Here is a 24755-nt window from a genome sequence, read left to right on the forward strand (position 1 = left end):
GATCGACCGGAGAGGGGCCGGTCGGCCTCGCCCGCGGCAGGGCCCGCGGCGGCGTTCGACGGCGACGCGCATGTGGCCGTGCAATGCGCGGACCGGGAGGTCAGGAGTTCTCAGGGGCGGCGGCGGACGACCAGCGCGGCCACGTCGTCGTCCCCCGGGCTCGCGCCGAACTCGGCGAGATCGTTGCGGAGGTGTTCGAGCAGCCGGGCGGGAGGCTCGGCGGTCCAGTCGCGTACCCGGTCGGCGAGGGGATAGAAGGAGCCGTCCGCGCCGCGCGTCTCGCTGACGCCGTCCGTGTAGAGGAGGAGCCGGTCACCGGGGCTGAACGGCACCGTTTCGACGGCGTACGCGTCGGGCTCGGCCGCCGAGCCCGGCATCAGGCCGGACAGGTTGACCGGGAGCAGGGGCGAGACCGGCTCGACCTCGGAGACCGCCCGGCCGCGCAGGAGCAGGGGAGCGGGATGCCCGAGGTTGAGCACCCGGGCCACCGGACGGCCTTCGGGGATCTCCATCAGCAGCGTGGTCGCGAAGCGCTCGGCGGCGTCGGAGGCGGGCGGCTGCGCGGTGTACCGGGCCATGCTCAGTTCCATGCGCGCGACCAGGGTCGGGAGGTCGGGGGCGTCGTACGCGGCCTCCCGGAAGGAGCCCAGCAGCACCGACGCGACCTCGACCGCGGAGAGGCCCTTGCCCTGGACGTCGCCCAGCACCAGGCGTACGCCGTGCTCGGTGCGCAGGGCCTCGTAGAAGTCGCCGCCGATGCGGGCCTGTGCCGCGGCCGCGACGTACAGGACGTCGAGGTCGACGTCGTCGAGGTGGCGCGGCAGCGGGCGCAGCACCATGCTCTGCGCGGTCTCGGCCACCGCGCGCACGTCGGAGAGGTCGCGCTCCTGCCGCTGGCGCACGTGGCTCGCGTACGCGGCCGCAAGCGTGACCACCGCGATCACCACCATCGAGTTCACCGCCGGCGCGTGGTACTGCGAGCCGCGGTCGTAGCCCAGCAGGATTTGGAGCAGACACGCGAATGCTCCGATGGTGACCGTGCCGCGCACCCCCCACGTCGCGGCGGCGAGCGCCGGGGCGGCGGCCAGGTAGCGGTCGAACCGTTGGGCCCCGGGTGTCACCACGTCCACGACGACCGCCATGCTGATGAGCGCAACCGGTGCCCAACGGGCGATCTGCACAAGCGGGTTCCCGCTCGCGCTGCCTTCGTCGCGCCGGGGGATGGCCATCCGGAAACACTACATTTGACGCCCTTTGGGCCCTGGCCGACACGGCCGGCTCCGGGGCAGTTCGTCGGTCCGGGGGATTCGGCGCGCTCGCCGCCCGCGCCCACCGCACACGCCGCCCACCCGCTGCCTCGCCATGCGACATGATCGCTATTACCTAGGATTGGAGGCGGCGAGGGGGCCGACGCGGGGCACGAAAGGAACAGAACCAGTGCTCTTCAAACGGGCCGTCTTGGACGGCATCGCAAGCGGCGACATCGACCTGGCCTTCCGCACCTGGGACACCGAGCGCGTGCACGCCGGAACGACGCTGCGCACCAAGGTCGGCGTCCTCGCGATCGACGCCATTGAGGAGACCGGCCCCGCCGACCTCACTCCCGACGACGCCCGCCGCGCCGGGTTCTCCTCACTCGACGCCCTGCGCCGTGCGGCACAGGGCCGCGAGGGCAGGCTCTACCGCATCACGCTGCGGCTCGCGGGGGAGGACCCGCGCATCGCGCTGCGCGAGGACGTGCCCAAAGGCCGCGAACTCGAGGCCCTGCGCGACCGCGTCGCCCGGATGGGCGAATGGGCGGTGCCCACACTGGCGATGATCGCCGCGCAGCCGGGCGTACGGGCCCTCGACCTCGCGGAGCAGGTCGGCCGGGAGAAGCGCAGCTTCAAGGCGTCGGTCCGCAGGCTCAAGGAACTCGGGCTGACGGAGAGCCTCCCGACGGGCTATCGGCTGTCGCCGCGCGGCAAGGCCGTGTTGAAGGCGGCGACCTCCAACGCGGTCCCGTCGAAGCCGACGGCGTCGAAGGCGGCGTCCAAGGCGACGCGGGTCAAACCGGCGGCAGTCAAGGCGACGGCGTCCGAGGCAGCTACCGGCAAAGCGGCGACATCGCGGGCGGCGACGCGCGCACGGTGAGGGGTATGGCGGTGCTCCCTTCCGCGCCCCGCGTCGGATAACGTGCGGGCACCTCGCCGGGCGACGTGTCCGGCCACGGCCCCGGGAGGAACCGCCTTGGTCGCGCCTCGACTCGGTGCGCGGGGAGCCCGCGCGGCGTCGGCGATGATGCGCGGTGCGCTGCGCCTGCCCGCGCCGCTGCTCCGGCCGCTCGCCGGACCGCCCGTACGCACCGACGACGGTCGCGAACTCCCGGTCTCCAGCCGCGTGGTCATGCGCCTGATACAGCGCAGCATGCCCACCGGCCTGCACGACCTGGTCCGCCTGCGCACCGACAGCGAGCGCGGCGGCCCGATCCTGGCCGGGAACGAGGGCCGCGACCTGCGGATCACCGACCTGACCGTGCCCGGCGCCGACGGGCCGCTCCGAGCCCGCCTCTACGAGCCGCCGGCCGGCCGGGATCCCGGGCCGCTGCTCGTCTTCTTCCACGGCGGCGGCTGGATCCTCGGCGGTGTGGAGAGCCACGAGCCCGTCTGCCGGTTCCTGGCCGCCCGTTCGGGCGTCCGCGTGCTTTCGGCCGAATACCGCCTCGCCCCGGAACACGGCTTCCCCGCCCAGTCCGACGACGCCCTCGCGGTCTTCAGGCACGTGACCGGTAACCCCGCCCGCTTCGGCGCGGCACCGGGGCGCATCGCGGTCGGTGGCGACAGCGCCGGCGGCAACCTCGCCGCGGCGGTCGCGCACGACGCGCTGCGCACCGGGAGCGCACCGCCAGCCTGGATTCTCCTCATCTACCCGGCCACCGACCTGCTGGGCGAGTACGCGTCCCGCACCGCGTACGGCAAGGGCTTCGTCATCGACACCGAGACCTGGACCGGACCCGAAGGCCTCATAACGTCCCTCGTGCCGTACGGCGAGGACCCGCGCCTGTCCGTCATCCGCGACCCCGACGTGGCCGGGCTGCCGCCCACGTACATCGCCACCGGCGGCCTCGACCCGCTGCGCGACGAGGGCGAGGCCTACGCCGAGCGCCTGCGCGCGGCCGGCGTCGACGTGACGCTGCGCCGCTTCGACCTGCTCTTCCACGGCTTCGCGAGCTTCGCGTGCGTGGAGCGCCACTGTCGTGCCGCACTCGCCGAGGTCGCCCGCGAGGTGCGTCGCGCGATGGCCGCGACCGCCCCGGCCGCCGCACAGGCCGCAACCGGCCCCGCGGACGACACCGAGGTCGCCGTCTAGGGCCGTGACCGCCAGGGTTCGTCGTACGGGTGCCTGTGTACGAACCGGGTGCGGGCGGCGGGTCAGAGCAGGGAGCCGCGCGTGCGGTCGATCACCAGCGGCCGGGTGGAGCGCGCGCTGATCCGGTCCAGCACGGTCGCGGTGTTACCGCCTTTGGCCGCGACGTATTCGTCCTCGGTGAGCGCGGCGACCTCGAGGAACGTCACCGCGCCGTGCGGCGTGTCGATGACGCCCAAGTCCGGGTCCACGGCGAAGGCGAGCGCCGCGAGTTCCGTCTCGGTGCCGGCGCCGAACGTGCCGGGGGCGACGTGGATCGTGTGGCCGGGCGCGAAGGGCCGGTTGCCGACCACGTACCTGGCCAGCACCTGGAGCAGCACCGCCGCCCACATCGGGACTTCGTCGTCGCCGTGGTCGGCGACGCGCGCGCTGAACTCGAAGCCGTAGCCGGAGATCGCCGGATCGTCGCTGTCCTTGGCATACAGCTCGGACATGCCGAAGCCGACCAGGTGCCAGTGCGGCACCGGTGCCGTCCGGCGGTATATGGAGATGCCGTCGAGCGGGTCGGGGCCGCCGACCGAGTACGGCACCTGGGTGCCCAGGTGGCCGTACGGCTCCACATCCCCGTACACGCGTTCCAGGGCCGCCTCGATCGCCGCCCAGCCCGCTGCCTCATCCATGCGCAAAGCCCTTACCGTGTGATTTCGTGCATGCCGAACACGCCCGCTCCGCGTCCCCCGTGGGCGTCCGGCAACCCTAGGTCCGCCACTCGTCTGCCGCACGGAACGGCTTGAACCGCAAGGGACTTCCCTCGCGGTTCCCGGCTCGTGAACGCCGTCGAGGGGAGATCAGTAGCCTGGCCGACGGAAGAGGTCGATCGTGGCGCGGACACGCAAGGCAGGGGTTGGGGCATGCCGGAGCAGCGGACCGGAACAGCGGAGCGGCACGCCGCCGTGCGGGAGCGGGTCGACCGCGACTGGGGGCTCGAACTGCCGGAATGCCTGTTCCGGTACGACTCCTTCCTTGCCTCGCTCGACCCGGACCAGGCACGGGTGCTCACCGATCTGGAGCTGAGCCCCTTCGGGATCTCGGACCTGTTCGCGGACCCTGGTGCGGCACCTTCCGACGCCGATGTCGACGTACGCGCGCACGGCCGCTTCTACCGCGACCCGCCCGAGTTCCTGACGTTCATGCACGGCGGTTCGGACGGTCTGCACTTCGGGCTGTGGTTCGCCGACGGCCGGACCTGTTCGGGTGTGGCGTCGTACTACAACAACGACGCGGGCGAACTCGACATGACGTCGTCGACGCCCTTGGAGGCGGTGCGCGCCCGCATCGAAATGTCGTGCCGGGACATGCACGACTACTACGAAGGGGACGAACTGGCCGAGCGCCTCCAACGGCTGGCCGGGCTGCGCGACGCGGTGACCGCCTTCGAGACGGGCGACCGCCCCAAGGTCGGCGTCGCGTACCTGAAGAAGCACGTGTTCGTCTGGCCGCCGATCTTCGACGACAGCGCCACGACCCTCGACCGCGGCGGTGCGCTGGCCGACGGCGAGACGGTGCTCGGCCGACCGGGGCAGAACCGCACCGATCCGGCCACGTTCGCCCGGGCGGTCTTCCCGACGCTGGACGACGCCGAAAAGCTGGCGGCCGCGGTCGAGGAGGCCCGGCGCCGCTGCGCGGACGGCGATCCGGCGGAAGCCCTGGCCCTCGGCCGGGACCTGCACTGGACGTCGGGCTTCGACGAGGTGCGGGAGGCGTACGCCCACGAACTCCTCGCCGCGGCCTATCAGGCCCTGGACCGCCCCGCGCTCGCCGGGATCGCGGACGCCCACCACCGGCACCGCCGCATCACGAGCGTGCAGGTGCTCTGACCCTCACCGGTCCCGACCCGGTCGTCTGGGCGAGGGGCGGCAGCCCGGAGTCGGCACCTAGCCGAAATCCGGGTGCGGGCGGGACGGGTCGACGATGTGCACGACGGGCGCGGGCTCCTGGCCCCGGCGGGCCACGATGGCGAGCACCTTGCCGTCCTCCGACCAGGCCAGTCCGCGGTCCACGAGGCGCTGCCCGGTCGGCAGGCGGTACGTGCGCGGGTCGCGGGAGGCGTCCGGGGCGTGGACGTAGACCGACGCGCCGTCCGGGCCGGCCGTGCGCACCCCCGCCGCCAGCCAGGACCCGTCGGGCGACGCCGCCACGGAGTTGGGGGACTGCCCGGTCCGCCACGCGCCCGCACTGCCCATGTCCTTGTCCGCGCGGTAGGCGCTCACGTGGTCCTGTGACCCGGCGGCGGTGTAGAACAGCGCGCCGTCGGCGCCGACGGTCAGATCGGTGAGGTTGCTCCCGCCGCGGTCCTGGCGGCCTTCTTCGACGAGTTTGCCGCCGTCGATGCGGTAGACCCGCACGTTGACCGGGCTGATGTGCGGCTGGCCCGCTACCACGCGCACCGCGGCCCCGTCGCCGCCCTCGGCGAGCAACGGTGCGCGCTCGAACCGGCGTTGGTCCTTCTCCGGGACGCCCGGCTCGGGCGCCTGGTGGGCGTACGTCGGGACGGCCGGCTCCACCGAGGTGTCCAGCCTGCCGATCTCGCCGGTCCACGCGTCGCATCCGTACCCGAACCACACGTCGGAGCCGGTACGCGCGAGGTGGGTCGGGCAGCTGTGCGGGGTCAGGGCGTACCGGGCCCGCTCGGTCAGCGTCTCGGTGTCGATCGCGGAGATGGCGTCGCCCGCGGCGAGGGCCGAGTACAGCGTCTTGCCGTCCGCGCTCAGCACGAGCCCGGCGGCGCCGAACTGGTTGTCCAGCACCTTCTTCCCGCGGCCGTCGAAGCCGATCGAAACCACCTGGTTGGCGGATGCGCCGGAGGAGTAGTAGACCTTCTTGTGCGCGGGGTCGACGACGACGTCACCGACCTCCGCCGCGGGTCCGGAGGGTGATCCGGCATGCGCCGGAAATCCCAGCAACGAAAGGGCGGTCACCGAACCGACCAGCCCGAGTCTCACCGTCATCGAAAGCTCCCAGCAGGGGACAAGCGGCACCAACCGCATTGCCGGAAAGTGGAGTTGCGCGGGTACCCGCCAACTGGACATTTCATGTGCGGTGGTTGCGGCCGCACGCAACTGCACGACCTACGCACTAGTCCCCGAGAAACCACAGGTAGAGATGTGATCCGTTCTCCACGTGCAGGCAGAGCCTTTCGATCTCCGCCGCAGACTCCTGCCCGATGATCTCGCGGACGGACTGGTCGCCGACTTCCCGTCGAAGCCTTACCGCCTGGCGCGAATTGAAAATGGTGTCCGCGTACGGCAGCAGGCTGCCCAGGAAAGGAAATTGCTCTTCGTCGACGCGGCCGACGGTTTCCGTCCAGTCCAGTCCGCAAGATCCGCGCAGCACGATTTCGCCGCTCTCCGTACGTACCTGCGCATCGATCATCGGCTACCACCTCGTCAGTTCGGGTGAACACTCTCGACCGCACCCTTCCGCACCCATACCGCAATCGAGAACAGATCGTTCCCATCCGCGTCGTAGCCGATCGGGTGACGGCTTCTGATGTCGAGAACGTGGCGGTGGGCGGAACCGGTGCCGAGGTTCATGTTGTCCATCGGCTTTCGCATCGCCAGCCTGGCCCAGTTCCGGATGTGGTCCGGTGTGACCCAGTCCTCGAACTTCGACTTCTCCGCCCATTTCCAGGAGTCCTCATGGTTGGCGTCATGCCGCGGGAGGATATGTTCGTCCATCACCTTGTCCGAGACCGCACCGGTCCCGCAGTTGTGGACGAGGACCGGAGCCGTGCCCACCAGCACGTAGTAGGTGTGCAGGTCGGCCACCGTGAGGTTGTGGACCTTGAGGTGCCGGCGCTCCGAGTCGACGCTGGTGACCTGGACGTACGTCCCCGCCGACGTCCGGAGCCAGTCGCCGGGCGCGAGCTCGTCGGCGCGGGTCCAGGCCTTGTCGGCCGCCAGCCAGAACGGGTGGTTGTCGGTGACCGACACCGTCGCGGTCAACGAGCCCTTGTCCCCGTCGAGGTCGACGCCGACCCGCACCACGTTCTTGTCGCCCTCGCTGGAGAAGACCGCGGTTGCGGCCCGGTCACCGGTGACGTCCTTCTGCGGGTCGGTGGCCAACACCCGGTCGCCCGGCCGGACTTCTTCGATCGGCTTGGCCGTGCCGTCGGCCATCAGCACCGGAGTGCCGGGCACGAAGCTGCACTTCGAGCCGGAGAAGCTCATCGCGTTCGTGGGCCGCGGGGCCGCGACCGGCGCCTTGCCGCCGCCCGCGCCGCCTCGGCGCTTGCCGCCGCCGGGCAGGAACACCGGGAGGTCGGCGGCCGGGATCTCCAGGTTCTCCGCGACCTGGGCCTGGATCTCTTCCGCCACCAGGTCCTTGACCTCGTCCTTGACGGCGTCCTTGACCTCCTGCTTGAACTCGCGCTTGACCTCCTTGAGCGCGAGCTTCCCCCACTTGGCCGCCTTCACGGCCGTGGCCGCGTAGCCGGCGCCCGGGACGGCCGACGCCAGCGACAGCGCGGCGTCCTCGTAGTTGCCCTCGGCGGCGTACCACGCGGCGTTGGCCACGTCGGCGACCTCGCCGACCACCGGGATGGCACCGACGATGTCGAGGACCGCGTGTCCCAGCGCCGCCCAGAAGTGCCCGTCGATCTCGATGTTCGAGATCGGGTTGCCGCCCGCGAAGGAGTAGCGGTTGGCGGTCCAGGCATCCGTGCCGAGGTTGAGGTCGGCGAGCGCGCCGTTGTACATGTCGCGCGACAGGAACTGGTTCAGGCCCGGGCTGTAGCTGCGGAAGCCCATGTCGTACGTCTGCGAACCGCCGTCCCACCGCATCGAGTTGTAGCGGTAGGCGTTGAACGCCCCGGTGCCGCCCGTACCTCCCGGGCCGGAGGGCTTGTCCGGGCCGGAGAACGACTTCGGGTCGTCGCTGCCGTAGGCGGTGTAGCCGTACGTCGCCTTCGTGTCGCCGTTCTGGTCGGTGACCGCCTCGACGTCGGAGTGCGGGCCGTACCCGAAGTACGTCGTCTCCTTCGTCTTGTCCGACTCCGACTTCGGCCTGGTCTGCGACAGCCGCTCGCCGAACGGGCCGTACTCGTACTCGGCCTTCACCTCGCCGCCGGTCCTCTCCGCGACGACTTCCTTGCCCAGGCCCAGGTACTCGAACTCGGTCTTCTCCGCCGGCCCCGACGCAGGGTCCGCGGTCGTCTCGGTGCGCCGGTCCAGCGGGTCGTACACCGACGTGGTGACGGCCGGCTCGCCCGCTCCCGGCACGCCCCACGCGCGGTGCTCGGTGACCCGGTCGAACCCGTCGTACGCGTACTTCTCGCTCGGCTCGCCGGCCTGCGTGATGCGGCTCAGCCGGCCGAACGGGTCGTACGTGTAGGCGAAGGCCCCGCCCGCACCCTGCACGGTGGACGACACCAGCCGATTGCGGTCGTACGTGTACTCCGTGGTCTTCTTGGCGACCTCCTGCCACACCACGTTGTTGCCGGCGTCGTGCCGGTAAGCCTCGGTCGTGTCCTCGCCGTCCGACGTCTTGACCACCTTCTCGACCCGGTTGCGCGGGTCGTAGGCGAAGACCGACGTGCGGTCGATGAACTCGCCCTTCTTGTCGGCGTTCATCGTCCGCGCCGCGTCCCGGGCACGGTTGCCGTCCGCGTCGTAGCCGATCTCGTGCCGGGCCACCAGGGCGCCGTCCGGCTTCTTCTCCTCGGTGCTGAACAGCAGCCCGTCGAGGTGGTAGGCGTTCGCGACCTTGTTGCCGTTCGCCTTGACCTGCGTCTCCAGGCGCCCCAGCAGGTCCCACGTGAACGTGGTCGTCCGCGGCTGGGCGTCCTGACCGGTGCCGGGCGTCGTCGCGCCCAGGGCCAGGCCCCGCGGGTCGTAGTCGTAAGCGGACTCGGCGCCGTCGCGTGTGCGCTTGCGCAGGTTCCCGTTCTCGTCGTAGGCGTACACGGTGGTGTGCGCGGGCGTGCCGCCGCCCTGGAACTCCCGGACCTCGAACGGGCGTCCGAGTGCGTCGTACCCGGTCTCGAACCGGCTGCCCGGCCCGCCCGCCGTCTTGTCGGCGACTTCGATCTGGTTGCCCTCGGCGTCGTACCGGTACTCGAAGGTGTGCACCGGCGGTTCCGCGGCGCGGCCGGCATCGGCGGCCGGCACCACCCGGACGGCGTCGGCGAGCAGGTCGCCGTCGGCGCCGGCGTCCGACAGGGTGACGCGCGCGTCGCGTTCCTGGGGAAGGCGGAACACCCCGAGGTCGACCCAGCGCCCGCGTTCGCGCGCCGCCTCGATCTCCTCCAGGGTCCGGCGCAGTTCCACCGTTCCCTCGGCCGGGCCGCCCTCCGCGTCCACCGTGTACCTTGCCCGCACCGACGCGGCGGAGGAAGCGACCACCCCGGCGGGGACGTACACCGCGACCTTGTACGCGCCGAGCTCGCCTTCCTTGCCGGGCACCGGCAGCGTCCACGCGAACGAGCCGGGGCCCGACGCAGCCGCATGGGAGCGTGCGTCCCCGCTCCACGCCGTGTCCCGCGCCAGCGCCGGCCACGCGCCGACCGCCGTGGTCCGCCCGGCGTCGGCGTCGTCCGACACCGCCGTCGTCGAGACGGCCGGAGCCCCCTTGTCGGTACGCGACTTCAGCTTCCCGTCGGGGAAGTACTCCCAGCCCATGGTCCGGGTGTTCGCGCCGTCGCCGGTGATGGTGCGGGTGAGCTGATTGCCCATCACGTCGTAGGTGAACCGCGTCTCGACCTGCCACGGGTCGACGCTCGACCGGACCCGGCCGTTGTCGAAGTAGTCGGTGCGCGTGACGCTCGCCTCGCCGCCCTCGCGCGACGCGGGCGCGATCGACTTGACCAGGTTGCCGACCGCGTCGAACTCGTACCGCATCTCGTCGCGCTTGTTCACGTGCGTGTGCGCCGGGTCGTACGGCAGCACGGTCCGCACCACGCGGTTGAGCGCGTCGAATTCCGATTCCCCGGTCAGCGTCGGCTTGTTCTCCGCGAGCGCCCTGGGGGACCACACACGGGTCGGATTGCCGGCCTCGTCGTATTCGTGGCGCGTGACGCGGTACTCGACCGACCCGTCGGGCTTCTTGCGGTGCGGCACGCGACTCTCGACCAGCGCGCCGCGCGCGTCGTAGCGGGCGAACGACTCGGTGCCGTACGCGTCGGTCCGCACGGTCGCGTTGCCGTCCCGGTCGTACCGGATCCGGCCGGTGGCGCCGACCGCGTCGGTGGTCTCGACGGGCCGGTGGCCGAGGTCGTACACGGTCGTGCTGGTCGGCCGGGACGATCCGCGCGCGTTGGCCAGCGGATCGGTGGTGGCCACCATGTTGCCGACCGCGTCGTAGGCCATGGTCCGGCGGCCGCCCATGGCGTCGCGCGTCTCTACGATGCGGTTGAGCTCGTCGAAGATCGCGAAGCTGGTGTAGTCGTCCGGGTCCGCGGTTTCGTTGCCGCGCGGTGTGGTCGCGCGCACCGGGTTGCCCACCGCGTCGTAGGCCATGGTCGTCACCCGGGCGGGCCCGTGCGGATCGTCCCCGGGCGCGGTACTGGTGACGACCTGGCCCATCTCGTTGTAGGCGCTGGTGCGTACGGCGCCGTTCGGGGCCGTCGAGCGCAGCACGTTGTCGTTGCCGTCGTAGACGGGCGGCGGGGTGACCGCGAAGACGCCGCGGGCGGTGTCGACCGGCGCCTTCGACGACAGCGGGCGCCCGCGGACGTCGTAGGTGCGGGTGGTGGCGTGCCCGAGCGCGTTCGCCGCGGACAGGACGTTGCCGACCGCGTCGTACACGAACGTCGTGCGGTTGCGGAGCGCGTCGGTGATGGTGCGCGGTGAGCCGGTGGCGTCGTAGTCGGAGAAGCGGGTGCGGTTGCCCCGGGCGTCGACGGCCTCGAGGAGGCGCCCGGCGGAGTCGTAGACGTTGCGGGAGGTGAAGTTGCGCTTGTCGTGCCGGTCTTCGGCGTTGCCGCGCGGATCGGTCAGCGAGGTCAGGTTGCCGAACGCGTCGTAGCCGAACGTCCAGCGGCGGCCCTCGGGGCTGACCTTCTCCACCAGGTCGGCCACGTGCCCGTCGAGGTACGTCCGGTACTTCAGCCCCGTGGACGCCTTGTCGCCGGCGTTGGCCACCGCATTGGTGACGGTGAGCGGGTTGCCGGTCCGGGGATCGTACTCCCACGTCGTCAGGGCGCCGTCGGCCTCCCGCAGTTCGCTGACGTTGTTGTCGGAGTCCCAGGTCAGCTCGGTGACTTCGCCCTTGGCATTGCGCGCGGCGACCGGACGGCCGAGTGCGTCGACGGTGTAGGCGGACGCGCGGCCGAGGGCGTCGGTGACCGTCATCGTGGTGCCGCCGCGCCCGGCGGGAGCCCAGTCGAAGCCGGTGCCGCCGCCGCGCCGGTCCACCACGCGGCGTACGCGATCGTCCGCGTACTCCACCGAAGTCCCGTGGCCCAGCGGGTCGTTCACGCGCGACAGGCGTGCGGAGCCGTCGACTGCGGCGGCGTACTCCATCCGCAGGGTGCGTTCGGCGGGCGTGCCGGCCGCGTCGGCGATCAGCCCGAGCCGGCCCTTCTCGTCGTACGTCAGCAGGACCCGGCGCCCGGACGCGTCCGTGACGGAGTGCAACTGGCCGATCAGCGCGGCATTGGCCAGTCCGGTGCCGCTGTGCACGACGTCGCCGACCAGGTAGGCGTGGTCATCGCCGGGCCGCAGGTAGTCCAGCGTCAGCACGGTGCGGCCGGACGCGTCGACGGCCCGCGTGAGCTTGCCGGAGAACCCGGGCCCGGCGTCCTCGTAGTGGAAGCGCAGGGTGTTGCCGTTGCGATCGACGACGGCGGACTGCAGGCCGAGCCGGTCGAAGAAGAACTGCGTGCGGTCCGGACGGGTGAACACCCAGGCGCGCCCGGGGTCCTTGCTCCCGGTCGGGGCCAAGTGCAGGTGTACGCCGGGCGGGTGGTCGTAGTCCCAGCCCTCGGGGGTGTCGGCGCCGTGCCGGTTGAGCCGGAACACGTGGGTGGTGCCGTCGCCGTCGGTGAGGCGTACGGATTCGGCATGGCCGTACGCCGACGCCGCGCCCGGCTCGAACTCCAGCGGCGAGCCGAGCCGCGTCAGTGTGGACGCCGCGACCGACCAGCCGTGCCCCGCCGAGGAGTTCGCGGCGTCGCGGGCGTTGTGGGTGAAGCGCAGGAACGCCGCGGGGCCGTGGGAGGGGTTGGCGAGGACGTTCCAGCCGAGGACGGCGTTGCCGTCGACGGCGTTGACCATGAGTGCGGCGCCACCGCCGACGGGGATCTGCGTGTACTGGTGGAACTTCTCCAGCCCGAGCCGGTCGGAGGACGCCGGCGCCGGCTTTGAGGCCTGCCCCGGAGCCCGTCCGGACTTCGGTGCCTTGTCGGGCGGCAGCTGCTTCGGGGCGCGGTAGTCCGGTTCCCGGTAGGGCAGTTCGCCCTTGCCGGGGGTGACGGCGCCGCGGTGCCGGCCGGGGTCGGGTTGCCACGGGTGCCACTGCGGCCCCTCGGCGGACTTCCCGGCAGGGCGCCGGAACAGGCTCTCCGCGGACGCGCCGGCGGGGGCCAGCAGAATCAGTGCCAGTAGCCAGACAAGAACGGTACGGATCCTCGGCACGCCGGCGGCCCCTTGTCGTACTAACCAATTGGTTGCCCAATTCAGTAGTACAGGAGCGCGATCCGCGGTCTGGACCGACACGATCCGCCATTAGGGGGAAATCCCCCGCCGACCCGTAACCAAGCGGCGGGTTTCGCGGGGCCGCCGGTGCGGGTGTGCGGGTGTGCGGGTGTGCGGGTGTGCGGGTGTGCGGGTGTCAGCGCTGTAGGTACGCCACTACCGCGTCGGCGAAGCGGTCCGCCGCGCCCTCGTCGTACCGCAGGAACAGCGACGGCTCGGTCAGCTCCAGCTCCAGCAGCACCGGATGCCCGTCGGCGTCCGGGACGAGGTCGACGCGGGCGTACAGCAGCCGTTCCGCGCCGCCCGGCACCGCGGCGAGCACCTGCTGCGCGACGTGCAGCTCGGAGTCGGTCGCGGACCTGGCCCGGATGTCCTCCTCCTTGTAGAGGCCGACCTCGTTCGCGGGCCCTTCGAGCATCGCGCCCTTGCGGATCGCGTGGCTGTAGTGCCCGCCGAAGAAGATGACCGCGGTCTCGCCCGCGGAGTCGACGGCGTGCTGGTACGGCTGCACCATCACCGTGCGCTTCTCGGCGATCAGCTTCGTCGCCAGCCCGGCGGCCAGCGCCCGCTGGGCCGAGTCGGCCAGGTCATAGCGGCCGGTGTTCCGCGAGCCGCAGCTGATCGCGGGCTTGACGACGTACTCGCCGGAGGTGGGCAGCGTCAGGGTGCTGTCGGGGTCGAGCCAGGCCGTCTCGACCACGGGCACGCCGGCCGCGGCGAGGTCGCGCAGGTAGGTCTTGTCGGTGTTCCACCGCACGACGTCGACCGGGTTCGCCAGCCGCGGCACGCGCTCCGCCCAGGCCACGAACTCGGCGTGGCGGTCCGAGTAGTCCCAGGTCGACCGGATCACGGCGAGGTCGTAGGCGTCCCAGTCCGCGGCCGGGTCGTCCCACACGACCGGCTCGGCGAGCACGCCGCGCGCGGCGAGAGGGGCGACGGGGGCGATCTCGTCCACGTCGAGCTTCGGGAGCTCGGCGCACGTGACGAGGGCGACGCGGGCGGTGGCGGCCTGAGGTGCGGACATGGCGTCACGATATCCGGACAATCATCCCGCATCGCGCAGGGGACGCCCGGGGGCCGGCCGCGGCGAAAAGCGCCGAGCCGTCCGGGGAGGGTGCGGCGGGGCCGACGACCGGGCACGGGGGAGTATCCCGGCCGTCGGCGCACGTCGCCGCTCGGGGCCGCGACGTCGGGGTGTCAGGAACCCTGGACGTCGACCAGCAGCTTCAATTCTGTGCCCGCCTCCAGGGCGGTGAAACCCGCCGCGACCTCTTCCAGCGGGATCGGTCGCACCCAGCCGTCGAGTGGGTAGGAACCGTTCACCATCCCGTCGATGACCGCCGGAAAGTCGTTGCAATAAGCACAACTTGCGACGATGTCCACGCCGCCCAGGAACGCCGCCATCGGGTGGAAGGTCACCGGTTTCATGTACACCGCGACGGTCACCATGCGCCCGCCCGGCCGGGTGGCCGCGATGCCCGCGTGGAACGCCGGTTCCGCACCGGCGGCGTCCACCGACGCGTCCACGCCCTCACCGCCGGTGAGTTCGCGTACCGCCGCCACGACGTCGACCGCGCCCGGGTCGAGGATCAGGTCCGCCCCGCCACCGGTCATGCCGGCCAGCTTCGCGAGCGCCGCACGCCGGTCCGCGGACGGCTCCGACACGATCACCCGCTCCACCCCGCGCGCCCGCAGGTCGAGGTACGTCGCGATGCCGATGGGCCCCGCGCCGAGCACCAACGCCGTTCCGCCCGCCGGGACCTGAGCCCGCGTCACACAGTGGTGCGCCACCGACACCGGCTCGACCAGCGCGCCCTGAACGGCCGTCAGGGACTCGGGCAGCACGTGGACCATGTCGGCGCGCACCACCGTCAGGCCCGACATCCCGCCGCCCTTGGGGGACAGCCCGTGCCAGGTCATGTTCCGGCAGAAGTTGTACGTACCGCGCACGCACGGCGCGCACTGCCCACACGTCCACATCGGCTCGACCGCCACCAGCGCGCCCGGACGTACCGCGGCGTCGGTCACGCCCGACCCCACCTCGACGATCTCCGCCGAGAACTCGTGGCCGAGGATCACCGGGTCGGCCAGCACCTCCCGGAGGCCGCCCTCCCAGAAGTGCAGGTCCGAGCCGCACAGGCCGGTGAAGCGCGGGCGCAGCAGGACCTCGCCCGGCCCCGGCGCCGGGTCGGGCACCTCCTCGATGCGCAGATCGCGCGCGTTGTGCAGTACCGCAGCCCTCATCAGCGTCCATCCCTCCCGGGTCGGCGGCCGGAGCCGCCGCCCGATGCCGTCACTTTCGTGCGCGCGAGCGTCTCGGTGCGCGTGGTCGTTCGCGTGGCCGTGTGCGTGGCCATGCGCGCCGCCGTGCCCGTCGCCGCCGTGCTCGTCGCCGTCGCGGCTGTCGCCGTTCGCCGCATCGGGTCAGCCGACCGAGCCGGCGGTGTCGCCCGCCTCGCCCGCGTCATCCGACCCGCCCGCGCCGCGGGCGGCGGACAGCCGTTCGATCGCGCCGATCAGGTCGGGGTAGCGCCCGGTCCGCGCGCCGCCGTCCACGCCGTACACGCTGCCCGACACGAAGCCCGCCTCGTCGGACGCCAGGAACAGCACCACGTTGGCGACCTCCGCGGGCTCCGCGAAGCGGCCCAGCGGGGCGTTCTCCACGTACTCGTCGACGACGCCCGGGATGTGCCAGATGCCGCCGGTCGCCTGCGTGCGGACCAGGCCCGGCGCGACGGCGTTGACGCGCACGCCGTGCCGGCCCAGCTCCAGCGCCGCGACCTCGGTCAGCGCGACGACGCCGGCCTTGGCCGAGCAGTACGCCGCCATGCCGCGTCCCGCCTGCACCGCGTTGAGGCTCGCCATGTTGACGATCGAACCGCCGCGCCCCGCGGCCTTCATGGCCGCGCCCGCGTGCTTGACGGTCAGGAACACGCCGTTCAGGCACAGGTTCACGATGCGCTGGAAGGCCGCGTAGTCGTGGTCGACCAGTTCCGCTGAACCGCCGCCGCCCGCGTTGGCGACCGCGACGTCCAGCCCGCCGAACCGCTCGACGGCGAGCGCCACCAGGGCCTCGACGTCCGCCTCGACTGTCACGTCGCAGCGCGCGACCGCGACCCGGTCGCCCAGCTCGTCCGCGAGCACCTTCAGCGCGGCCTCGTCGATGTCCCCGGCCACCACAAGCGCGCCCTCGGCGGCGAACCGCCGGGCGACCGCCTGTCCGATGCCCGCGCCCGCGCCGGTCACCAGTGCGACCTTGCCGTCGATGCGGCCCGCGACGCCGCCCGCGTTCCCGCCCGCGGGGACTCCGGACGCGCCGGGGGTGCCGACCGCCGAGCTCATGCGCCCGCTCCTTCCGCGCCCGCGGCGCCACCGGCGGCCGTACCCGCGGCCTTGTCGGTTTCGTAGTCCTTCATCGCCTTGCCGACCGCCTGCGCGGTCTGGTCACGCCAGCGCTCCGAGAGCCCGACCTGCCAGTCCTGCGACCCGAGCGGACCCGCGGACTGGCCGGTGAAGTGCGGGATCACCTCGCGGGCGATCAGCTCGTACGAACGGCGCGTCGCCTCCGCGTCCGCGAAGTCGGCGCCCATGAACAGGTAGGCGCCGAACCCGCCGGACTTCTGCCACAGGCGCTCGATCTGACGGATCGCCATCTCGGGCGTACCGCAGATGAACGAACCCGTCGCGTTGCCGTGGTCGAGGCGCGCGTCGAGAGGCGTGTCGGGGTCGTACGGAATCGGCAGGACCTTCGCCTGGTAGTCCTGGATGTCGCGCAGGCCGTACGCCACCTCGCGCCGCGCCTGCTCCTCCGTCTCGGCGATGTGCATCATGCCCATCAGCCGCCAGTCACGCCGGTTGACGGTCTTCCCGTACTGCGCCGCGACCTCGTTGGCGACGCCCCAGTGGTAGCCCAGCGCGTCGAACCCGCCCTCCTGGCTCGCCGCGATCGACAACATCCCCGCGCCGAACCGGCCCGCGGTGCGCGGCCCGGCGGGCGAGAAGGTCGCCGCCACGGCGATCTCCAACTGCTCCTGATATGGCCGCAGTTGCAGCTGCGCGTCCTGGAGCGTGAACCAGTCCGTCTTGCGGGTCACCGGCTCGCGGCCCGCGAGCAGCGCGGTGACCGCCTCCAACGACTCCTCCATCATCTCCCGCTGCCGGGCCGTGTCGATGCCCAACATGTGCGCGTCGGAGGCGAGTTGGCCCGGTCCCACGCCCAACATGACGCGCCCGCGCGTCAGGTGGTCGAGGAGAACCATGCGGTCCGCCACGTGCAGCGGGTGGTGGTAGGGCAGCGACACGACGCCGGTACCCAGGCGCAGATGACGCGTACGTGCGGCCGCCGCGGCGATGAAGACCTCCGGGGACGCCACGATCTCCCAGCCGCCGGAGTGGTGTTCGCCGATCCAGGCCTCGTCGTACCCGAGCCGGTCCAGGTGCTCCAGCAGGGACAGGTCCTGCTCCAGTAGAAGGGTCGGGTTCCTGCCCGCCTTGTGGAACGGGGCGAGGAACACGCCGAACCGGAGCGGCCACCGCCCGCCGTCGGCGACCTGCGCCGCTATCTCGTACGCCGACACCCGGGGCCTCCTGATGCTGTGTCACCGAATGGTGCTGTGCTGGTCGTCCACTGGTTGCGCCTGCCGAGCTCGGCCACGCCACAACCGATGCCGGGCACCCTGACAGGACGCGATACGCGAATCAAGAGTCGCACTATGCGAACAACCGCGGCGGCTGCGGTACGCTGCGGGCAATGAGCCGACCGTCCCCGCAGACCGACCGCCTCATCGCCCTGGTCGATCTGCTCGCCGCCCACCCCTCCGGAGACTTCACGCTCGCCGAGATCGCGCGCGGGCTCGGCGTCGGCAAGGCCACCGTGCACCCGATGCTGACCACGCTGACGCGCGCGGGGTGGCTGCTGCGGCATCCGGTGCGGCGCACGTACCGCCTGGGGCCGGCGATCGTCGCGGCCGGACGGGCGGCGGCGACCGGCGAGACGCCGCTCGACCTGACCCGGCCGGTCATGCGCACGCTGTCCGCCGAGACCGGACTCGGCGCGCTCGCGCTGGTGCCCTGCGGCGACGCGGCCGACGCGGACGACCTGCGGGTCGGCGAACTCGTCCGCACCGGCACGAGCCGGGAGGGCGCGCTCGGCCTGCGGCTCGGCGACCGGGTACGCCCGCGCCCGCCGCTGGGCGCGGTCACCGTCGCCTGGGCCGGGCCCGACGCGGTCGAGGCGTGGCTGTCGGCCCTCGACGCGGAGCCGGCCGTACCGGTGCCCGGGAGCCGCACATACCTGCGCGGCGTGCCACCCGAGTCGCCGGTCGTGACCGAGGCCCGCAGGACCCTGCTCCCGGCGCTCGCGGGCGTCCGCCGACGGGGGTGGGCGCTGGAGACCGTCGACCATCTCCGTGACCGACTCGGTGCGCTGGTACGCGACCTCGAGATCGAACTCGGCACCGGGGACTGGGACATCGCGGGCCGCACCGCCGCCCTGCGACGGGCGATGAACGAGGTCGGGCAGGCCTTCGACCTCGCGGAGGCACTGCCCGCGGTGATCGACCCGGACACCGAATACCGCGCCTCGTCGATCAACGCGCCGGTGTTCGACGCGGACGGCTCGGTGGCCGTGGTGCTGTGCCTCATCGACCACCACGCCCCCGTCGTCGGACGCGACGTCATCGCGCTCGGCGAACGGGTGCACGCGGCCGCCGAAACGGTGACCCGGGCCCTGGGCGGCCGGGCACCCGGCCCCGACGGCCGTACGCCAGGGCCGTCGGCCGCCGCCGAGCGCGCCGCCGGATCCGCCGGAACCGTCGAACCCTTCGAACCCTCCGAAGCGGCCGACGGCTCCTAGGGGACAGGCCGAGCATCGGCGAACACGCGGTCGCCGGAGGCCTGTTCGGCCGCCGGCGACCTTGGTGCCCACTTGCGTGACCCGCGCCGGATCGGTTACGAGGAGCCGTCCGGGCACGGGGGGACGAGCGACCGTACGTCTCCCCGGGTGACGAGCCACACGTCCGGGGCGTACCCGGACGCGCCGTTCGCCGCGGTCATGCGGACCCACACGTCACTGGTGCGGGACCGGCCGAAAACCGCCGGGCCGTCGGTGTGGCATGCCACGGTGGCCGAGGAGTTCTCGGGCGCGCGCCCGACCTCGACCGCCCGGGTGTCGGCCTGCGCGCGAACGGGCAGGCCTCCGGGGGCGCGTACGACGGCCGTGACGGGTCCGGGTGCGCCGTTCTGTCGGTCCGGGTAGGTGGACCCGGACGGGTAGGTGTTGTCGGTGTGGACGGAGTCGGTCGCCGACTCGCCCGATGCGGGCGGCGTGCCGTCCGCCGGGTCCGAAACGCCGCCGCCGACGGCGACGAGCAGGACGACGGAGGCGAGTGCCACCCAGGCGCCGGCCGAGGCCGAGCGCCGGGGACGGTAGACGGTGACGAGGGTGTCGCGGTCCTTGTAGGAATTGACGGATTGCCAATTGGGGGGCATTTTCCGGATCTCCCGGGCCACTTGGCGTGCACCCTGGCGCACACGGCGCCGGGGCGCGGCGCAGTGATCCCGCGCGGTGCGCGGGCTGGGGAAGTTCCGGCACCCGGCGTGACATGCGAAAACTGCACGTGCGGGCGCCGGAGCGGGATCCGCCGCCGCGAATGCTTCGTCGGCTACTACGGGCATGCGCGGCACGACCCGGCAGACGTGCCGGGTACGGCGGTTCTCCGAAGGAGGGGCGGGCCCACGGCATTTCGGACCGTGCGACCCTGAGGCAGATGTTTCAGCCGACCATAGGCGGCTCCCCGAAATCGTGCCGAACGCGCGAGATATCAACGCGTGTCACAAGTATGACACAGCCCTATAGGGGTGAGATAAGAGGGAAACCCGGATCCATGCCGGAGCATAGCGAATTGCCCCGTTTTGCCACCAAATCTGAACCGATGGACTGCGGGGCAATTCGCGGAGATCGTGGCGGTAGCCGATCGCCACGTCTCGTCTAATCTCCTTATTGTGCCAGCTATGTGGCAAGTAGCCAAGTGTCGCGGCGCCAGTGTCATCCAGACGTGTGGCAACCCGAGAACATCCCACAAGCCCACCGGCAGCGCACGTGCAGGCCGCACGCCTGTTCGCCCCATGGCCGCTGGCACACCGCCGAGTTGCCGTCGGCCGGGTGGCCGCGGCCGACTTCTCCGGGATTGCCCCCGCGGGTGTCGAGGGTCGAGGTTTTCCGCGGCGTGGCGCGGGGTACACCATGCTGGTTGCTGTGGTTGAATTCACGCAACTGTTGGCCGCCTCGCAGGATGGTGGCGGTGTACGCCGCGTGCCGCCGTACAGGCCTCGTGTACAGGCGCAGAAGGTATTTCTGTGCAGAAGGAGTACGGTGGAGCACCCTGCCGGGTCTGTCCTGTTCTGGCGCAAGAGCCAGGCCAGCCAGACCGCGAATTGCGTTGAGGCGGCCTGCTCGACCGGCGTCTTCGTACGAGACTCGAAATCCGCGGCACACGGCCCCGTGCTCACCTTCCGCGGCGAAAGCTGGGCCGACTTCCTGGGCGCTCAGTCGGCGCCGTCCACGGCGGCGGGACCCTCCGTCGGCTGAGACGCCGACGGAGGCAGTGTGGTGAGCGGAAACGGGGCGCCGGATCCGCTCGGCGGCTGGGCCTGCGCCATGCTCGTGATGGCGGCGTCCAGCAGGGTCGGCGTCAGGGCGGCCGGGGCCAACTGCTCGAGTTCCCAAAAGGAAGCCAGGTAGTCGCTGGGAGCATCCTCCTGGGCGCCCTCGACGGTGATCATCTCGCCGGTCTCGGCCTCCCGGAACAGGACGTCCGGTTCTTCCTCGCCGAACTCGAACAGCACATACGCCATGCGGTAGTTGGTGTAGAGGCCCTCCCACCACGGCACGATGCGCACCGTCACGTTCGGGTACTCCGTGACCGCCAGGATGTGCCGCAGCTGCCTGCGCATGAGCGCCGGGCCGCCGACCGCGCGCTGCACGACCGAGTGGTCCATGATGAAGTGCACCTTCGGCGCATCCTCGCGCGTCAGCAACTCCTGGCGCGCCATGCGCAGTTCGACCAGCTCGTCGACCCGGCTCATGCCCAGCCGCGTCATCGTCTCGCGCGCGTAGTCCGGGGTCTGCAGCAGGCCCGGCACGACCACCGGCTCGAAGTTGCGGATCACGTGCGCCGACGACTCGAAGCCGATGTACGCGAGGTACTCCGAACTGGCTATTCCGCGGTACACGCTCCACCAGGCGCGCTGCCGCGCCGCCCGGGCCAATTCCACCAGGTCGGCGGACAGTTCGGCGTCCGTGTCGTAGTGCCGCAGCAGCGCCCGGAGGTCCGTGGTAGTCACCGCGACCTGGCCGGTCTCCATACGGATGATCTTCGACAGCGACCAGTCCATCTCCTCGGCGACCTCGCGCTGCGTGAAGCCGGCCCCCTCGCGCAATCGCCGCAATGCGTCCCGCAGCTTGCGTCGCGCGACCATCGGGTCCTGCCTCTGCCGCTCCGCCATCGTCGGCCCCCCACGACGTCCATGGTGCTGTTGTCGGCGTACCCAACCGGTCCACAACGCGTGCACGGGTGTCGAACCGAAGTGCGCCAGACGGCGAGTTCGCTGCCCGCCACCCGGCACACCGCTTGGTAGACGAACGACACCTGGTAAAGAGAATCGCGGGTCCCCGCTACCTGGGGCAAGACCTCGCCGGGGACGGCAGCGCAGGTGGGAGGGGCGCACGACGGCGCACGGAAGCACGTCGCACGCGCCCGCGGAACCGGATCTCGTCCCCTGGTGGCCGAATGCCACCTCGTCACTGTCCACCCGGCGACCGTCCACGCCGCCAGTGTCCATGCCGCGACTGTCCACCTCGTCACCGTCCACCTGGTCACCGTCCACCCCGCGACCGTCCATGCCGCCACCCGCCACGTGGCCCGCGGCCACATGGCGGCGCGCCGGGTATATCGCGTGGCGGACGGCGTGCCCAGCCGATAGAAACGGGGGGACAGCGGGGGCACCACCAGCGCATGGGAGCGGCGAACACCGTGGGACACATCGACATCAACACGGTGAGCTACTCGCTGCCCGACGGACGCGTGCTGCTGGACGAGGTGTCGTTCCGCGTCGCCGAAGGGGCCACCACCGCGCTTGTGGGCGCCAACGGGGCAGGCAAGACGACCCTTCTGCGCATCGTGACCGGCGAGGTCAAGCCCGACTCCGGCGCCGTCACCCGCAGCGGCGGCCTCGGTGTGATGCCGCAGTTCATCGGCCGGATCCGCGACGAGTCGACGGTCCGGGACCTGCTCGTGTCGGTCGCCCCGCCACGCGTACGCGACGCCGTGCGCGCCGTCGACGAGACGGAACTCGCGCTCATGGAGACCGACGACGAACCCACCCAGATGCGGTACGCCGCCGCACTCGGCGAGTTCGCCGACGCCGGCGGCTACGACGTCGAACCCGTCTGGGACCAGTGCTGCACCGCCGCACTCGGCATCGGGTACGACGTCGCCAAGTGGCGCCAGATCACCACGCTGTCCGGCGGCGAGCAGAAACGCCTCGCGCTGGAAGCGCTCCTGCGCGGCCCCGACGAGGTGCTGCTCCTCGACGAGCCGGACAACTACCTCGACGTCCCCGGCAAGCAGTGGCTGGAACAGGCGCTGCGCGACACGCCCAAGGCCGTCCTGCTGGTCTCCCACGACCGCGAACTGCTCTCCAACGCCGCCGACCGCATCGTCACCGTCGAACTGGGCGCCGCGGGCAACACCGCCTGGCTGCACGGCGGATCGTTCGGCACCTACCACGCCGCCCGCGAGGCCCGCTTCGAACGCTTCGAGGAACTGCGCCGCCGCTGGGACGAGGAGCACGCCAAGCTCAAGGCCCTGGTGCTGATGTACAAGAACAAGGCCGCCTACAACGACGGCCTCGCCTCGCGCTACCAGGCCGCGCAGACCCGGCTGCGCAAGTTCGAGGAGGCCGGGCCGCCGCAGAACATCCCGCGTGAGCAGAACGTGCGGCTGCGCCTGCGCGGCAGCCGTACCGGCAAACGCGCGGTGGTCGCCGAGGCCGTCGAGCTCACCGGGCTGATGAAGGCCTTCGACCTGGAGGTCTGGTACGGCGACCGGGTCGCGGTGCTCGGCTCCAACGGCTCCGGCAAGTCGCACTTCCTCCGGCTCCTCGCGGCCGGCGGCTCGGACCCCGACATCGAGCACCGGCCCGTCGGCGAGGTCGCCATCGCGCCCGTCGCGCACTCCGGCCTGGCCCGGCTCGGCGCCCGGGTGCGCCCCGGATGGTTCGCCCAGACCCACGAGCACCCGGAGTTCGCCGGCAAGACGCTCGTCGAGATCCTGCACCGCGGCGACGCGCACCGCTCCGGCATGGGCCTGGAGCAGGCCGCGCGCGTCCTGGATCGCTACGAACTCGCGTACGCCGCCGAGCAGCCCTTCGACACCCTGTCCGGCGGCCAGCAGGCGCGCTTCCAGATCCTGCTGCTGGAGCTGTCCGGCGCCAACCTGCTGCTGCTCGACGAGCCGACCGACAACCTCGACCTCGTCTCGGCCGAGGCCCTCCAGCAGGCGTTGGAGGCGTTCGACGGCACGGTCCTCGCGGTCACCCACGACCGCTGGTTCGCGAAGGCCTTCGACCGCTTCCTCGTCTTCGGCGCCGACGGCCGCGTACGGGAGAGCGCCGAGCCCGTGTGGACCGAGGGGCGCGTCGACCGGCCCCGAGGCTGACGGCCCGGCAGCGCGGCCTGCGGCGGGTGGCCTGCGGTCTGCGGTCTCTGGCGTGCGGCCGGGGGCCCAGGGAGTCAGAGGCCGCGGCTCCGGAAGTTTGCCCCGTTTGGATACTCTTCCGGGATGCTCACCGTCACCTCGATCAACGTCAACGGCCTGCGCGCGGCGTCCGGCAAGGGCTTCACCGCATGGCTCCAGGCCACCGCGTCCGACGTCGTCTGCCTCCAAGAGGTGCGCGCCGAGCCGCACCAGCTCGCCGACGAGGTCCGCGACCCCGAGGGATGGCACACCGTGTACGCCCCCTCCGTCCTCAAGGGCCGCGCCGGCGTCGCCGTCTACTCGCGCGTCGCCCCCACCGCGCACCGCATCGGCTTCGGCTCGCCCGAATTCGACGCCACCGGCCGCTGGATCGAGGTCGACCTCCCCGGCGTCACCGTCGCCAGCCTCTACCTGCCCACCGGCGAGGCCGAGACCCCCAAGCAGGACGAGAAGAGCCGCTTCATGGCCGAACTCGCCGCCCACATGGTCCGCATGCGCGAGAAGGCCGCCGCCGAAGGCCGCGAGGTCCTGGTGTGCGGCGACTGGAACATCTGCCACACCGAGGCCGACATCAAGAACTGGAAGGGCAACCTCAAGAAGTCCGGCTTCCTCCCGGACGAGCGCGCCTGGCTCACCGAGGTCTTCGGCAAGGCCGGCTACCACGACGTCGTGCGCAACCTGCACCCCGGCGTCGCCGGGCCCTACACCTGGTGGTCCATGCGCGGCAAGGCCTTCGACAACGACTCGGGCTGGCGCATCGACTACATCGCGGCCACGACGGGCATCGCCAAGACCGCGACGTCCGCCGTCGTGGGCCGCGCGGCGACGTACGCCGAACGCTGGTCCGACCACGCCCCCGTCACGGTCACCTTCGACGTCGCGTACGACGCCGCCGAAGGAGACGCCGAGTAGGAACCGCGACCGCCCCAGCGGCGCCGTCCCGGCGATTCTCCGACGCACA

General features: G+C 71.9%; 18 protein-coding genes. 7 read left to right on the top strand and 11 right to left on the bottom strand.

Translation table 11 applies throughout. The annotated features are described in order from the left end of the window. Nucleotides 1–110 precede the first annotated feature (110 nt). The gene (locus ACWD12_RS13165; protein ID WP_450099617.1) at nucleotides 111–1229 is read right to left on the bottom strand and encodes a PP2C family protein-serine/threonine phosphatase; all 1119 of its coding nucleotides are present in this window, start codon (nucleotides 1227–1229) and stop codon (nucleotides 111–113) included. 208 nt (nucleotides 1230–1437) lie between these two features. Here ACWD12_RS13165 and ACWD12_RS13170 point away from each other — a divergent pair, with 208 nt between their 5' ends. Then, nucleotides 1438–2133 carry a hypothetical protein gene (locus ACWD12_RS13170; RefSeq protein WP_450099618.1) on the top strand — a complete coding sequence of 232 codons (696 nt, stop codon included), beginning with the start codon at nucleotides 1438–1440 and terminating at the stop codon, nucleotides 2131–2133. A 96-nt stretch (nucleotides 2134–2229) separates the two neighbouring features. Next, nucleotides 2230–3348, top strand: a complete 1119-nt coding sequence (locus tag ACWD12_RS13175; RefSeq protein WP_450099619.1) for an alpha/beta hydrolase — start codon at nucleotides 2230–2232, stop codon at nucleotides 3346–3348. A gap of 62 nt (nucleotides 3349–3410) precedes the next feature. Here the strand turns inward: ACWD12_RS13175 and ACWD12_RS13180 are convergent, their stop codons facing one another. Further along, nucleotides 3411–4025 (bottom strand): suppressor of fused domain protein, encoded by a 615-nt coding sequence (locus tag ACWD12_RS13180; protein ID WP_450099620.1) that lies wholly within the window; start codon nucleotides 4023–4025, stop codon nucleotides 3411–3413. A 231-nt stretch (nucleotides 4026–4256) separates the two neighbouring features. On the opposite strand from ACWD12_RS13180, the gene ACWD12_RS13185 reads away from it, so the two are divergent. After that, the gene (locus tag ACWD12_RS13185; protein WP_450099621.1) at nucleotides 4257–5222 is read left to right on the top strand and encodes a hypothetical protein; all 966 of its coding nucleotides are present in this window, start codon (nucleotides 4257–4259) and stop codon (nucleotides 5220–5222) included. A gap of 57 nt (nucleotides 5223–5279) precedes the next feature. Here the strand turns inward: ACWD12_RS13185 and ACWD12_RS13190 are convergent, their stop codons facing one another. From ACWD12_RS13190 to ACWD12_RS13220, 7 genes are all read right to left on the bottom strand, one after another. Continuing rightward, the gene (locus ACWD12_RS13190; RefSeq protein WP_450099622.1) at nucleotides 5280–6353 is read right to left on the bottom strand and encodes a hypothetical protein; all 1074 of its coding nucleotides are present in this window, start codon (nucleotides 6351–6353) and stop codon (nucleotides 5280–5282) included. A 127-nt stretch (nucleotides 6354–6480) separates the two neighbouring features. After that, the gene (locus tag ACWD12_RS13195; protein ID WP_450099623.1) at nucleotides 6481–6777 is read right to left on the bottom strand and encodes a hypothetical protein; all 297 of its coding nucleotides are present in this window, start codon (nucleotides 6775–6777) and stop codon (nucleotides 6481–6483) included. 14 nt (nucleotides 6778–6791) lie between these two features. Continuing rightward, the gene (locus ACWD12_RS13200; protein ID WP_450099624.1) at nucleotides 6792–12977 is read right to left on the bottom strand and encodes a polymorphic toxin-type HINT domain-containing protein; all 6186 of its coding nucleotides are present in this window, start codon (nucleotides 12975–12977) and stop codon (nucleotides 6792–6794) included. Between the two features lie 196 nt (nucleotides 12978–13173). Continuing rightward, entirely contained in the window at nucleotides 13174–14061 is an 888-nt protein-coding gene (locus ACWD12_RS13205) for an ATP-grasp domain-containing protein (protein ID WP_450099625.1), read from the bottom strand. Nucleotides 14062–14234: 173 nt separating this feature from the next. Continuing rightward, nucleotides 14235–15281, bottom strand: a complete 1047-nt coding sequence (locus ACWD12_RS13210) for an alcohol dehydrogenase catalytic domain-containing protein (protein ID WP_450099626.1) — start codon at nucleotides 15279–15281, stop codon at nucleotides 14235–14237. Between the two features lie 180 nt (nucleotides 15282–15461). Next, nucleotides 15462–16379, bottom strand: a complete 918-nt coding sequence (locus ACWD12_RS13215; protein WP_450099627.1) for an SDR family NAD(P)-dependent oxidoreductase — start codon at nucleotides 16377–16379, stop codon at nucleotides 15462–15464. Next, complete coding sequence (locus ACWD12_RS13220) at nucleotides 16376–17614, bottom strand: LLM class flavin-dependent oxidoreductase (RefSeq protein ID WP_450099628.1); 1239 nt, start codon at nucleotides 17612–17614, stop codon at nucleotides 16376–16378. The genes ACWD12_RS13215 and ACWD12_RS13220 overlap by 4 nt, the downstream gene beginning before the upstream one ends. A 173-nt stretch (nucleotides 17615–17787) precedes the next feature. Between ACWD12_RS13220 and ACWD12_RS13225 the strand changes: the two genes are divergently transcribed. After that, a complete protein-coding gene (locus tag ACWD12_RS13225) occupies nucleotides 17788–18891 on the top strand; it encodes a helix-turn-helix domain-containing protein (protein WP_450099629.1) in 1104 nt (367 codons plus the stop codon). A gap of 95 nt (nucleotides 18892–18986) precedes the next feature. Here ACWD12_RS13225 and ACWD12_RS13230 read toward each other — a convergent pair whose 3' ends face one another. Then, entirely contained in the window at nucleotides 18987–19526 is a 540-nt protein-coding gene (locus ACWD12_RS13230) for a hypothetical protein (protein ID WP_450099630.1), read from the bottom strand. Nucleotides 19527–20280: 754 nt separating this feature from the next. Here ACWD12_RS13230 and ACWD12_RS13235 point away from each other — a divergent pair. After that, nucleotides 20281–20625 (top strand): DUF397 domain-containing protein, encoded by a 345-nt coding sequence (locus ACWD12_RS13235; RefSeq protein ID WP_450099652.1) that lies wholly within the window; start codon nucleotides 20281–20283, stop codon nucleotides 20623–20625. Here ACWD12_RS13235 and ACWD12_RS13240 read toward each other — a convergent pair. Continuing rightward, nucleotides 20583–21542, bottom strand: coding sequence for a helix-turn-helix domain-containing protein (locus ACWD12_RS13240; protein WP_450099631.1), 960 nt, complete (start codon nucleotides 21540–21542; stop codon nucleotides 20583–20585). The genes ACWD12_RS13235 and ACWD12_RS13240 overlap by 43 nt on opposite strands. 527 nt (nucleotides 21543–22069) lie before the next feature. On the opposite strand from ACWD12_RS13240, the gene ACWD12_RS13245 reads away from it, so the two are divergent. Together ACWD12_RS13245 and ACWD12_RS13250 are read left to right on the top strand one after the other, a co-directional pair. Then, nucleotides 22070–23755, top strand: a complete 1686-nt coding sequence (locus ACWD12_RS13245) for an ABC-F family ATP-binding cassette domain-containing protein (protein WP_450099653.1) — start codon at nucleotides 22070–22072, stop codon at nucleotides 23753–23755. Nucleotides 23756–23878: 123 nt separating this feature from the next. Beyond that, nucleotides 23879–24706: an exodeoxyribonuclease III gene (locus ACWD12_RS13250; RefSeq protein ID WP_450099632.1), complete on the top strand. Its 828-nt coding sequence runs from the start codon at nucleotides 23879–23881 to the stop codon at nucleotides 24704–24706. The last annotated feature ends 49 nt before the right edge of the window (nucleotides 24707–24755 follow it).

Source organism: Streptodolium elevatio (genome assembly GCF_053592165.1).